Here is an 11,982-nt window from a genome sequence, read left to right as displayed (position 1 = left end):
GGTCGTTGGGGCGGGGGTGATCGGCCTGGCGATCGCCCGCGCGCTGGCCCGTGCGGGGCGCGAGGTGGTCGTGCTGGAGCGCGAAACGGCCATTGGCACCGGTGTGAGCGCCCGCAACAGCGAGGTCATCCACGCCGGGCTGTACTACGCGCCCGGATCGCTCAAGGCGCAGTTGTGCGTGCGCGGCAAAGCCCTGTTGTACGACTATGCAGCCGAGCGGCACATCGGCCACCGCCCTTGCGGCAAGCTGATCGTCGCGACCGAACGCGAGCAAGCGGACGCGCTGGAGGCGCTCGCCGCGCGCGCGCAGGCCAATGGGGTGCCCGTGTCGTGGCTGTCTGCCGCCCAGGCGCGCGAGCGCGAGCCCGCCCTGCGTTGCCATGCCGCGCTGTGGTCGCCCAGCACAGGCATCGTGGACAGCCACGGTCTGATGGTGGCGTTGCAGGGCGATCTGGAAGCCGCCGGAGGCGGCGTAGCGCTGGGCTCGGTGTTCACCTCGGCCGAGCCGATCGGCGCCCAGGGCCAGGGCGGCTGGTGGGTGCGGGGCGCGACGCGCGAGGGCGAGCCTTTCGAGTTGCAGGCAGACGTGCTGGTCAATGCGGCGGGGCTGTGGGCCTGCCATGTGGCGCGCGCCATCCAGGGGCCCGACCCCGAGCGCTGGCCGCGGCCCCACTATGCCAAGGGCAGTTACTTTGCGCTGGTGGGACGTTCGCCGTTCGGTTGCCTGATCTACCCCGCGCCGCAGGACGCCTGGCTGGGCGTGCACCTGACGCTCGATCTGGGCGGGCAGGCGCGCTTTGGGCCCGATCATGAGTGGGTGGGCGCCGCCTCGCCGGACGAGCTGGATTACGCCGTCGATGGACAACGGGCGGCGGCGTTTTATGACGCTATCCGCCGCTACTGGCCAGCCTTGCCCGACGGCGCGCTGCAGCCGGCCTACAGCGGCGTGCGCCCCAAGGTCCATGGGCCCGGTGAGCCAGCGCCGGATTTTCGACTGGACGGCCCGCGCGAGCACGGTTGGGCCGGACTGGTGCATCTGCTGGGCTTCGAGTCGCCCGGGTTGACGAGCGCGCTGGCGGTGGGGGAGTGCGTCGTGGAGGCCCTGGCAGCTTCTTGATCCGAATCAAACCCGGGCGGGAACGCCAGGCGCGAGGCAGAATCGCCTCAGCATGACTGCCACGCCTTTTGCCGAGTTTGCCATTTTGCTGCTGATCGCGGCCGGCGCCTGCGCGCTGTTCGTGCATCTGCGCCAGCCGGTGCTGATCGCCTATATCGTGGTCGGCATCGCCCTCGGCCCGGCTGGCGTGGGCTGGGTCAAGGCCCACGATCAGGTGGCGCTGCTGGCGCAAATCGGGGTGACGGTGCTGTTGTTCATTGTCGGCCTCAAGCTCGACCTGCACCATGTGCGCCACATCGGGCCGGTAGCGCTCGCTACGGGACTGGGGCAGTTGGCCTTCACCATCGCGGGGGGATTCGCGCTGATTCTGGCGCTGGGAAAGGATGTGATGACCGCGCTGTACGTGGCCGTGGCGCTGACGTTTTCCAGCACGATCATCATCGTCAAGCTGCTGACCGACAAGCGGGAGCTGGACTCGCTGCACGGGCGCATCGCCGTCGGTTTTTTGATCGTGCAGGACTTGGCCGTAGTGCTGGCAATGATGGCCATGAGCGCGTTGCGCACGCCCGAGGCGGGGGCGGCGGCCAGCGGTTGGGTGGTCGCCGCCACGCTGGCCGGGCGGATCGTGTTGGCGGTGTTCGTCATCGCGGTGCTGATGCGCTGGGTGCTGCCGCGGGTGGTGGCGCTGATGGCGCGCTCGCAAGAGTTGCTGCTGGTCTTTGCGCTCGCTTGGGGGGTAGGGCTGGCGGCGCTTGGGGCCTGGGCGGGCTTTTCGATGGAGGCCGGCGCCTTCGTCGCGGGCTTTACGCTGGCCTCTACCCATTTCCGCGAGGCCATCAATGCCCGGCTGGGCGGGGTGCGGGATTTTTTGCTGTTGTTCTTTTTCATCCACCTGGGGGCGGAGCTGGACCTGTCCACCCTGGGGCAGGAACTGTGGCCCGCGCTGGTGCTGGCGGTGTTCGTGCTCATTGGCAACCCGCTGATCGTGATGGCCATCATGGGTTACATGGGCTACTGCAAGCGCACGGGGTTTCTGGCCGGGCTGACGGTGGCGCAGATCAGCGAGTTTTCCATCGTCTTCGTGGCCATGGGGATCAGCCTGGGCCATGTGGATGTGCAGGCCCTGGGGCTGACGACGCTGGTGGGGTTGATCACCATCACGCTGTCCACCTACATGATCCTGTACTCCCAGCCGCTGTACGAACGGCTGGCCCCGTGGCTGGGGGTGTTCGAGCGGCAGCGCCCGCACCGGGAACTGGCGGTGGACCGCCACCCGCCGCGCAGCGAGGAATCGGCGGTGCTGGTCTTTGGCCTGGGGCGCTACGGCAGCCGGCTGCTGCGCGAGTTGCGCCGCCAGGGGGTGGCGGTGGTGGGCATCGACCACGATCCCGAGGCCGTGCGCGAGCTCAAGCAGGAACGCCTACCCGTCCACTACGGCGATGGCGAGAACCCGGACTTCGTCGAGTCCCTGCCCCTGCACGGCACCCGCTGGGTGGTGCTGACGCTGCCGCTGGTGTCGTCCACCCGCGCGTTGGTGCATGCCCTGCGTGGCGCGGGCTACGCGGGCCCGATTGCCGTCACCGCGCGCGATGAAGCGGCGCTGCAGGAACTGCAGCGTCTGGACGTACAGCACATCTATTTGCCCTTTCGCGACGCCGCCGTGCACGCGGCCGAACACCTGGTCGGCGTGCTGACGGTGTCGCCGCCTGTTCCGGGAGCACACACATGATGACCGACGAAGGCTGCCGTCCCCCGGCCGACCCACCCAAGGGTGGCGTGTTGGTGGCGACCGATTTTTCCGACGGTGCGCGGTTGGCCGAACAGCGGGCCGCCCACTTGGCCCGCGAGCATGGCGTGCCGCTGGTCTTGCTGCACGTCCTGCCGAACGACTGGATGGCCGCCCTGCAGGAGTGGTTGGGGGCCGAGCGGCCTTTGGATCGCATCGTGGCCGATGCCCAAGCCACATTGCAGGCCACGGCCCGCCGGCTGCAGGACGAGCAGGGCTGGCCCGTCCACCCGGTGTTTGCGCAGGGCCATCCGGTGCAGACGATTGGCGAGACGGCGCTGCGCCGCGCTGCGCACTGGGTGGTCGTGGGCGCGCATGGGCGCGGGCGATTGCAGCGCCTGTTGCTGGGCACCACGGCCGAGCGTTTGGTGCGCAAGGCCACCTATCCCTTGCTCGTGGTGCGCCAGCCGGTGCAACACGGCTACCGGTGCGCGCTGGTCCCCGTGGACTTTTCGCCCTGGTCAGCACCGGCCCTGGCGCTGGCCGATGCGCTCGCGCCCCATGCCACGGTCGAGATGCTGCACGCCTACACCGTGCCGTTCGAGGAAAAGCTGCGGTTTGCCGGCGTGGACGACGACATGATCGCCCTGTATCGGGAAAAGACGCGCGAGCGCGCTGCCACTCGCCTGCACGACCTGGCGCGACAGCGGGGCTGGCCGCCCTCGCGCTACCACGCCACGCTGCACGAGGGCGATGCGGCGCTCGGCATCGTGCAACAGGCTACCCGGCGGGCGTGCGACCTGATCGTGATCGGCAAGCACGGCTTGAGCGCCGCGGAGGAGCTGCTGCTTGGCAGCGTCACGGCGCATGTGCTGTCCGAAGCGCCCTGCGATGTCCTGGTCACGCCCGGCCGGGCCACGGCCTAGCGTGAGGCAAAGGCCAGGCGCGCCGCCAGCCCCGCGAAGACCACGGCGGCCGCGCGGTTGAGCGCCCGCTGCGCCCGGGCGGAGCGCCGAAGCGCCCCGCCGATCCAGCCCGCAAAGACCGCAAACGACCCGAAGGTCAGCAGCGTGGCCACCATGAACAGCGCACCCAACTGCAGGATCTGCCACCCCACCGCGCCCCGCGCGGGATCGGCAAACTGGGGCAGAAAGGCCAGAAAGAACAGCGCCACCTTGGGGTTGGTTAGGTTCATCACGATGCCCCGTCCGTAAGCCGCGAGCGGGCGCAGCGGCGGTACCCGGGTCGTATCGATGGGGCCGGTGGGCGCCCACCAGGCCCCCCAGGCCAGGTACAGCAGATAGGCCGCCCCCAGCAGCTTGAGCGCCCAGAAGGCCCAAGGCGAGGCCGCCAGCACGGCCGCGAGTCCCAGAGCGACCGCCGCGGTGTGCCCCAGCAGCCCCGTGCACAGCCCCAGGGTGACCAGCAAGCCGGCGCGCCGGCCGTGGGTGGCCGATTGCATCAGCACGAACAAATTGTCCGGGCCGGGGCTGAGTGCCAGCAGCACCGCCGCGCCGAAGAAGGCCAGGGCCACGGTGGCGCCGATCATCGCACCGCCCCCCGGCTGTCGCGCAGCGCCCTGGCCACCGCTGGCACCAGGTCCGGTCCGCGGTAAATCAGGCCCGTGTAGAGCTGGACGAGGTCCGCCCCTGCCGCGAGCTTGTCGCGCGCAGATGCTTCGTCCATTACCCCGCCGACCCCGATGATCGGAAAGCCGGGCCCCAGGCGCTGGCGCAGCGCCGCGATGACGCGGTTGCTGCCGCGTGCCACCGGCCGGCCGGACAGGCCTCCGGCCTCCTGCGCGTGGGGCAGGCCTTGGACCGCATCGCGCGCCAGGGTGGTGTTGGTGGCGATGACACCGTCCATGCCATGGCGCAGCAGGGCGTCGGCAATCACGGCGATCTGCCCGTCGTCCAGATCGGGGGCGATTTTGACGAAAATGGGCCGCCGCACGCCGAGCCGGTCGGCTAGGTCGGCACGCTGCCGCGCCAGGGCCTGCAGCAGGCCGTCCAGCGCCGCATCGCCCTGGAGCTGGCGCAGGTTTTGCGTGTTGGGGCTGGAGATGTTGACCGCGATGTAGTCGGCCTGGGTGTACACCCCCTCCAGACCGATCAGGTAGTCGTCCGTCGCGCGCTCGATGGGGGTGCTGGCGTTTTTGCCGATGTTGAGGCCCAGCACCAGGTCGCGCGCGCCGGTGCGGCCCTGGCGGACGTGTGACCGGTTGACGTTGCGCATGAAGGCGTCCAGCCCGTCGTTGTTGAAGCCGAAGCGGTTGATCAGCGCCTCGGCCTGCGGCAGGCGAAACAGCCGCGGGCGGGGGTTGCCGGGCTGAGGCCGGGGGGTGACGGTGCCCACCTCGATGAAGCCAAAACCCATCGCTGCCCAGGCGTCGATGCAGCGGGCGTTCTTGTCCAGCCCCGCGGCCAGCCCCACCCGGTTGGGGAAGTGCAGGCCAGCCAGCGTGACCGGATCGTCTATTCGGGGTTGGGCCACCAGGGTCAGCAGGGGGGAGCGCTGCAAGCGCTCCAGCGTGCGCAAGGTCAGATCGTGTGCGTCTTCGGCGTCGAGCCGAAACAAAAGCGCGCGGGCCGGCGCGTAGGGGATCCAGGCCATCGGATAATCGCAGTCGTCGTATCGGTCATTGGCACAGTGCCGGATGGTGGCCAATTGTCGCACCCCGAGCCCCCGCTTTTTTGACGCTGACAGGACCCTGCACTATGAACCGCGACCCGTCTGCTCCGGCGCTGACACAGGACGAACTCAAGGCCCTGGTGGGGCGTGCCGCCTTGGCGTATGTGGAGCCGGGACAAATCGTCGGCGTGGGTACGGGCTCGACCGTAAACTGCTTCATCGACGCGCTGGCCCAGGCGCAAACGCGCATCGCCGGCGCCGTGTCCAGCTCGGAGGCGTCCACCCAGCGGCTGCGTGCCCATGGCATTGCGGTGTTCGACGCCAACGAGGTGGGCGAACTGGCGGTGTACATCGACGGTGCCGACGAGATCGACCCCCGCGGTTACATGATCAAAGGGGGCGGGGCGGCACTGACGCGGGAAAAAATCGTTGCCGCGCAGGCGCGGCGCTTTGTCTGCATTGCCGATCAGTCCAAGTGGGTGCAGACGCTGGGGCGCTTTCCGTTGCCGGTGGAGGTCATCCCGATGGCCACCCAGCGCCTGATCCGGCAGTTCGCAGCGCTGGGGGGCGAGGCGCGGGTGCGCCTGCGCGATGGCGTGCCGCTGGTCACCGACAACGGCCAACACATCCTGGATGTGCACGGCTTGTGCGTCGCGGACCCCGTGGCCTTCGAGTCCATGGTCAACGACTGGCCTGGGGTGGTCACGGTGGGGGTGTTCGCGCACCAGCGCGCCCACGTCTGCCTGCTGGGTACGTCCGAGGGGGTGCGCACCATCGTGTTCGACACGCCCTGACCAGCTCGCCCCTGTTCAGCCGGGCAGCAGCCCGACTTCGCCGCGTTCCAGGCGAAAGACGCGCACTGCCTCGCTGGCCCGGGCGGCCTCGACCGTGGCGTTGAGGGCCAGGATGTTGGTCTGGAAGGCGATGGCGTCGATGACGCCCGTGATGTCCGCAATGCGGTGACTGCCGGCGGCGATGTCGCCCATCGTCGCTACGACGTCCTGCATCAGCCGGCCGCCATCGCTGGCCGCGGCGCGGGCCTGTAGGGCCGATTCGACGGCGGAGCGGGCGGTCTCGGTGTTGCGCGTCACGGCACCGTTGAGCTCCGCCATGGCCGCGGCCGTCTTCTGCAGTTGCGCGGCCTGCGATTCGGTGCGCTGCGACAGGTCGGCGCTGCCGGCAGCGATCTGGTGGGTGCCGGCCGCCACGCCGTCGCACACGTCGCGCACGTCCCCGATCAAGGTGGTCAGTCGCGCCTGCATGGCGGCCAGGGCGCGCAGCAGCTCGCCCAGCTCGTCACGGCCCGGAGCGGTGGGATGGGGGGTGAGGTCGCCGACGGCCACCCGATCCGCCACCTGCACGGCTTGCCGCACGGGGCCGGTGATCGAGCGGGTGATGCGCCACGCCAACCACATCCCCAGCAGCGGGGTACCTGCGGACGTGGCGATCACTGCGACCGTCACCGTGCGCTGCAGGGCCTGCGCCGCCTCGTGCTCCTGGTTGGCATGGGCCAGCTTGATGGCCTGCAGCGCGTTCAGCGCGTTTTGCACGGCGGGCTGCTGCGGCTTGACCCGCAGCAGGTACAGCTCCTGCGCGTCGTCATGGCGGCCCTCCGCCATGGCGCGGGCGGCGGCGTCCAGGCCCTGTGCGACATAGATCGCACGCCCCGTGATGCGATCGGGCGTCAGGCCATGCCTTGGTGGCGCAGCAGCGCGTCGATCTGCGGTTCGCGGCCGCGGAAGGCACGGAAGGATTCCAGCGCAGGGCGGCTGCCGCCGACCTCCAGAATCTCCTGTCGGTAGCGTCGCCCGACATCGACATTCAGCGGCGAGCCGCACTGCGCGGCTGCCTCCTCGAAGGCGGCATACGCGTCGGCACTGAGCACCTCGGCCCACTTGTAGCTGTAATAGCCCGCGGCATAGCCCCCCGCAAAGATGTGACTGAAGGTGTGCGGCATGCGGTGCCACGCGGGCGGCTGCAGCACGGCCACCTCGTCGCGCACCTGCTGCAGCAGGGCCATCACGTCGCCATCCGGGGCGCCTTCCAGGTGCAGCCGCATGTCGAACAGCGCAAACTCGATCTGGCGCAGCGTCTGCAGACCGCTTTGGAAGTTGCGGGCGGCCAGCATCTTGTCGTAGAGCGCGCGCGGCAGAGGCTCGCCCGTATCCACATGCCCCGTCATCTGCTGCAGCACCACCCATTCCCAGCAAAAGTTCTCCATGAACTGGCTGGGCAGTTCCACGGCATCCCACTCAACCCCGCCGATGCCTGCGACGTCGTGCTCATCCACCTGGGTGAGCAAATGGTGCAGGCCGTGGCCAAATTCATGGAATAGGGTGATCACATCGTCGTGCGTGAGCAGGGCGGGCTTGCCATCTACACCGTCGGCGAAGTTGCACACCAGATGCGCCACCGGCGTTTGCAGCGCGCCGCCGTCCGGGCGGCGCCAGCGGCCCCGCACATCGTCCATCCAGGCGCCGCCGCGCTTGCCGGCGCGCGCCGACGGATCCAGATAAAACTGCCCGATCAGCGCGCCGTCGCGCTCCAAGCGGAAAAAGCGCACCGTGGGATGCCACGCGGGTGACTGGTCCTCGCGGATGCGGACTTCGAACAGCGTCTCGACGATGCGAAACAGCCCTTGCAGCACGCGCGGCAGCGGGAAGTAAGGCTTGACCTCCTGCTCGCTGTAGGCGTACCGCGCCTGGCGCAGTTGCTCGGCGATGTAGGGCCAGTCCCAGGCTTGCGGGTCGGGCAGGTTCAGATGGTCGGCCGCGAAAGCACGCATGTCAGCCAAGTCCTGCTCGGCATGGGGGCGGGCGCGCCGGGCCAGATCGCGCAGAAAGTCGATCACCTGCTCGGGGGATTGCGCCATCTTGGGCACGAGCGAGACGTGCGCAAAGCTGGGGTAGCCGAGCAGCCGCGCCTCTTCGGCGCGCAGGGCCAGCAGCTCGCGCATCAGCGGGGTGTTGTCGAAGCGCGTGCCGTCACCCTCGGCCTGGTCGCTGGCGCGCGTGCCATAGGCGCGGTAGAGGCGTTTGCGCAGCGCCCGGTCGTGGGCAAATTGCATGATAGGCAGGTACACCGGCAGCTTCAGGCTCAGGCGGTGACCATCGCGGCCCTCGGCCTGGGCTGCCTGGCGGGTGGCCGCGCGCACATCGTCGGGCACGCCGGCCAGCTCCGCTTCGCTCGCGTAGTAGGCATAGGCGTCGGTCGCGTCCAGGGCGTTTTCGCTGAACTTCTGGGCTAGCTCGACCTGGCGCTCCTGGATGGCGGTAAACCGTGCCTTGGCCTCGCCCTGCAATTCGGCGCCGCCGAGGACGAAGCCCCGCAAGGCAATATCGCGCGCACGCCGCTGGGCCGCATTCAGGCGCGCGGGATCGATGGCCTTGTACTTGGTGTACAGCCGCTCGTCCGCGCCCAGCCGGGTCCAGAACTCCGTGACGCGCGGCAGCATGGCGTTGTAGGCGGCGCGAAGCGCCGGCGTGTCGGCGACGGCGTTGAGGTGGCTGACGGTGCCCCAGGCACGTCCCAGGCGCTCTGTCGCCACGTCCAAGGTGGCGGCCAGTGCGTTCCAGTCCGCCGGGAAGTTGGGGCCGGCGACCTGCTGCAGGGCGGCGTCGGCCTCGCGCAGCAGGGATTCGATGGCCGGGGCGACGTGGCCGGGTTCCACCACGTCGAAGCGGGGCAGATCGGCAAAGTCGAGCAGGGGGTTGTCGAGCAGGGCGGGGTCAATGCGGTCGTTCATGCACCCAAGGATGCCACGGAAAACCCCGCCCCGCCGCCGCGGGGCCGATCAGCCGGCGGCAGACGCGGATTTTTTGGCGCTCTTTTGGCGCCGCTTGGCCTTCTTGACCAGTCCGCCCGGCGTCAACCGCTGGTTGCCCAGCACCCGAACGGTCCTGATCTCGGGGCGCTGGCCGCCCTTTTTGCTGTACTTGACCACCTTGTATTCGCGCGGGCCGGGTTTGCGGTCCTCGTCGACGGCTTTGGCCTTGGGCGGGATGGGGCGCCACAGCACCAGCAGCTTGCCGATGTGCTGCACCGGCGCGGCGTTGAGTTCGTCCGCCAGCGTCTGCAGCCAGGCTTCGCGCTGGGGGCGGTCGCCTTCCAGGGCGCGCACCTTGATCAGGCCGTGCGCATTCAGAGCCGCGTCCACCTCGGCCTTGACGGCGTCGGTCAGGCCGTCGGCTCCAATCATGACGACCGGCTCGAGGTGGTGTGCGGCCCCGCGGTGGGCGGCGCGCTGGGCTGGGGTGAGTTCGATTCGCGGCATGGGGGGATTATCCGGTATCCCAGGTGTTCAGGCCGGCCGCGCCGTTCGACTCGCGCGCACCGTTGAGCGGTTGCACCGTCGGGCCATGCCGTCCGGCCGTATAGTCCCACCCCCATGAAGGTCAAGACGCAAAGCAAGAAGGTCAACAAGGCGTGGCTCAACCAGCACGTCACCGATCCCTGGGTGCGCCTGGCGCAAAAAGAGGGCTATCGCGCCCGCGCCGCCTATAAGCTCAAGGAGTTGGACGAGACCTTCCACTTGGTCCACCCCGGCCAGTGTGTGGTGGACTTGGGCTGTGCGCCAGGGGCTTGGTGCCAGTATCTGCGCCGGCGCCTGGGGACGGCAACGGGCCCGGACGGGCAGCCCCGGGTGCGCGGCACGGTGATCGGCCTGGACCTGTTGCCCATGGAGACGGTGGATGGGGTGCGCTTCATCCAGGGCGACTTCCGCGAGGAGGCCACGCTGGCCGCGTTGCAGGCGGCTTTGGCCGACGCCCTGGGCGGCGATGCGGCCCACCGGGTGGATCTGGTGGTATCGGACATGGCCCCCAACCTGTCCGGCGTGGAGGAGGTGGATGCCGCGCACATCGAGCATCTGATCGAACTCGCCGTTGACTTTGCGGTGGCCCACCTCAAGTCCGACGGGGCGCTCGTGGCCAAGGTGTTCCACGGTGGGGCGTACGACGCGGCGGTGCGGCTGTTTCGGGCGCACTTTCGGACCGTCAAGGCGCACAAGCCCAAGGCGTCGCGTCCCCAGTCAGCGGAAACCTTTCTGGTGGGGTTGGGTCTGAGACAGGGTGGCTGACATCCTCCGGGGACGCTAAGCCGATTTGCCCGTCCTATCCCATTGATCGAAAGGGTTTCGCTTTGGTCAAGGGGGGATGGTCTTGATAAGTCCTACAATGGGGCGCACATGGGGTGCATGCGCGGAGCTCTCGCATCCGCCACCCCACCATGACAAGGTAGGAGCCTTCGTTGAACAACCAGTGGTTTTCCAAAGTGGCGGTCTGGGTGGTGATCGCCATGGTGCTGTTCACGGTCTTTAAGCAGTTTGACGGTCGTGCCACGTCCGGCGCCGGCTACATGGCTTATTCGGACTTCCTCAACGAGGTCAAGGCCCAGCGCATCAAGAGCGCCACCATCCAGGAGGGCGCCAACGGCACCGAGATCGTGGCCATCACGACCGACGACCGGCGGGTGCGTACCAATGCTACCTACCTCGACCGTGGGTTGGTGGGCGACCTGATCGCCAACGACGTCAAGTTCGACGTGCGCCCGCGCGAGGAAGGTTCGCTGCTGATGACCCTGCTCGTGAGCTGGGGGCCGATGCTGCTGCTGATCGGCGTGTGGATCTACTTCATGCGGCAGATGCAGGGTGGCGGGCGCGGCGGTCCGTTCAGCTTTGGCAAGAGCAAGGCCCGCATGCTGGACGAAAACGCCAACACCGTGACCTTTGCCGACGTGGCGGGTTGCGACGAGGCCAAGGAAGAGGTCAAGGAGGTCGTGGACTTCCTGAAGGATCCGCAGAAGTTCCAGAAGCTGGGCGGGCGCATTCCGCGCGGCCTGCTGCTGGTGGGGCCACCCGGTACGGGCAAGACGCTGCTGGCCAAGGCCATCGCGGGCGAGGCCAAGGTGCCGTTCTTCAGCATCTCGGGCTCGGACTTCGTCGAGATGTTTGTCGGCGTTGGCGCCGCGCGTGTGCGCGACATGTTCGAGAACGCCAAGAAGAATGCCCCGTGCATCATCTTCATCGACGAAATCGACGCCGTGGGCCGGCAGCGTGGCGCAGGGTTGGGCGGTGGCAACGACGAGCGCGAGCAGACCCTGAACCAGATGCTCGTCGAGATGGATGGTTTCGAGACCAACCTGGGCGTCATCGTGATTGCGGCGACCAACCGGCCCGACATTCTGGATGCGGCGCTGCTGCGTCCGGGGCGCTTCGACCGTCAGGTGTATGTGACGCTGCCCGACATCCGCGGCCGCGAGCAGATCCTCAAGGTCCACATGCGCAAGATCCCGATCGGCTCGGACGTGAGTCCGGAGATCATCGCCCGCGGCACGCCGGGCATGAGCGGCGCGGATCTGGCGAACCTGTGCAACGAGGCGGCGCTGATGGCGGCGCGGCGCAACGCCCGCGTCGTGGAGATGCAGGACTTCGAAAAGGCCAAGGACAAGATCCTGATGGGCCCCGAGCGCAAGAGCATGGTCATGCCCGAGGAAGAGCGCCGCAACACGG

11 protein-coding genes are annotated in these 11,982 nt (G+C 68.7%); 6 read left to right on the top strand and 5 right to left on the bottom strand.

Translation table 11 applies throughout. The annotated features are described in order from the left end of the window. The 3 genes from V7026_RS09310 to V7026_RS09300 form a co-directional block, all read left to right on the top strand. On the top strand, positions 1-1,117 hold a 1,117-nt coding region (locus V7026_RS09310; protein WP_334155108.1), incomplete at its 5' end, for an NAD(P)/FAD-dependent oxidoreductase. Between the two features lie 52 nt (positions 1,118-1,169). After that, positions 1,170-2,846, top strand: a complete 1,677-nt coding sequence (locus V7026_RS09305) for a cation:proton antiporter (RefSeq protein WP_334155107.1) — start codon at positions 1,170-1,172, stop codon at positions 2,844-2,846. Continuing rightward, complete coding sequence (locus V7026_RS09300; protein ID WP_334155106.1) at positions 2,843-3,769, top strand: universal stress protein; 927 nt, start codon at positions 2,843-2,845, stop codon at positions 3,767-3,769. Before V7026_RS09305 ends, V7026_RS09300 begins: the two co-directional genes overlap by 4 nt. Here V7026_RS09300 and V7026_RS09295 read toward each other — a convergent pair. Together V7026_RS09295 and V7026_RS09290 are read right to left on the bottom strand one after the other, a co-directional pair. Further along, entirely contained in the window at positions 3,766-4,392 is a 627-nt protein-coding gene (locus V7026_RS09295; protein ID WP_334155105.1) for a LysE family translocator, read from the bottom strand. The genes V7026_RS09300 and V7026_RS09295 overlap by 4 nt on opposite strands. After that, positions 4,389-5,456 carry a quinone-dependent dihydroorotate dehydrogenase gene (locus V7026_RS09290; RefSeq protein WP_334155104.1) on the bottom strand — a complete coding sequence of 356 codons (1,068 nt, stop codon included), beginning with the start codon at positions 5,454-5,456 and terminating at the stop codon, positions 4,389-4,391. Before V7026_RS09290 ends, V7026_RS09295 begins: the two co-directional genes overlap by 4 nt. Positions 5,457-5,560: 104 nt before the next feature. On the opposite strand from V7026_RS09290, the gene rpiA reads away from it, so the two are divergent. After that, entirely contained in the window at positions 5,561-6,268 is a 708-nt protein-coding gene (rpiA, locus tag V7026_RS09285) for a ribose-5-phosphate isomerase RpiA (protein ID WP_334155103.1), read from the top strand. A gap of 15 nt (positions 6,269-6,283) precedes the next feature. Here rpiA and V7026_RS09280 read toward each other — a convergent pair whose 3' ends face one another. From V7026_RS09280 to V7026_RS09270, 3 genes are all read right to left on the bottom strand, one after another. Beyond that, positions 6,284-7,093, bottom strand: a complete 810-nt coding sequence (locus V7026_RS09280) for a methyl-accepting chemotaxis protein (RefSeq protein ID WP_334155102.1) — start codon at positions 7,091-7,093, stop codon at positions 6,284-6,286. Between the two features lie 65 nt (positions 7,094-7,158). Continuing rightward, complete coding sequence (locus tag V7026_RS09275) at positions 7,159-9,219, bottom strand: M3 family metallopeptidase (protein ID WP_334155101.1); 2,061 nt, start codon at positions 9,217-9,219, stop codon at positions 7,159-7,161. Positions 9,220-9,267: 48 nt separating this feature from the next. Continuing rightward, entirely contained in the window at positions 9,268-9,747 is a 480-nt protein-coding gene (locus tag V7026_RS09270; protein WP_334155100.1) for a YhbY family RNA-binding protein, read from the bottom strand. Between the two features lie 114 nt (positions 9,748-9,861). On the opposite strand from V7026_RS09270, the gene V7026_RS09265 reads away from it, so the two are divergent. Both V7026_RS09265 and ftsH read left to right on the top strand, forming a co-directional pair. Next, positions 9,862-10,551 (top strand): RlmE family RNA methyltransferase, encoded by a 690-nt coding sequence (locus tag V7026_RS09265; protein WP_334155099.1) that lies wholly within the window; start codon positions 9,862-9,864, stop codon positions 10,549-10,551. A gap of 170 nt (positions 10,552-10,721) precedes the next feature. Then, positions 10,722-11,982, top strand: a 1,261-nt coding sequence (gene ftsH, locus V7026_RS09260) for an ATP-dependent zinc metalloprotease FtsH (protein ID WP_334155098.1), incomplete at its 3' end; no start/stop codon positions are given.

Source organism: Tepidimonas sp. (genome assembly GCF_036825565.1).
Lineage (GTDB): Bacteria > Pseudomonadota > Gammaproteobacteria > Burkholderiales > Burkholderiaceae_C > Tepidimonas.
Note: the sequence above shows the minus strand (reverse complement) of the source record. Positions and strands in the feature narration are given on the sequence as shown.

Bases quoted from the DNA above. Each gene is read 5' to 3' on its own strand.
- V7026_RS09275 (WP_334155101.1), bottom strand. From the start codon at position 9,219: ATGAACGACCGCATTGACCCCGCCCTGCTCGACAACCCCCTGCTCGAC.
- V7026_RS09290 (WP_334155104.1), bottom strand. From the start codon at position 5,456: ATGGCCTGGATCCCCTACGCGCCGGCCCGCGCGCTTTTGTTTCGGCTC.
- V7026_RS09280 (WP_334155102.1), bottom strand. From the start codon at position 7,093: ATGGCGGAGGGCCGCCATGACGACGCGCAGGAGCTGTACCTGCTGCGG.
- V7026_RS09295 (WP_334155105.1), bottom strand. From the start codon at position 4,392: ATGATCGGCGCCACCGTGGCCCTGGCCTTCTTCGGCGCGGCGGTGCTG.
- rpiA (WP_334155103.1), top strand. From the start codon at position 5,561: ATGAACCGCGACCCGTCTGCTCCGGCGCTGACACAGGACGAACTCAAG.
- V7026_RS09305 (WP_334155107.1), top strand. From the start codon at position 1,170: ATGACTGCCACGCCTTTTGCCGAGTTTGCCATTTTGCTGCTGATCGCG.
- V7026_RS09270 (WP_334155100.1), bottom strand. From the start codon at position 9,747: ATGCCGCGAATCGAACTCACCCCAGCCCAGCGCGCCGCCCACCGCGGG.
- V7026_RS09265 (WP_334155099.1), top strand. From the start codon at position 9,862: ATGAAGGTCAAGACGCAAAGCAAGAAGGTCAACAAGGCGTGGCTCAAC.
- V7026_RS09300 (WP_334155106.1), top strand. From the start codon at position 2,843: ATGATGACCGACGAAGGCTGCCGTCCCCCGGCCGACCCACCCAAGGGT.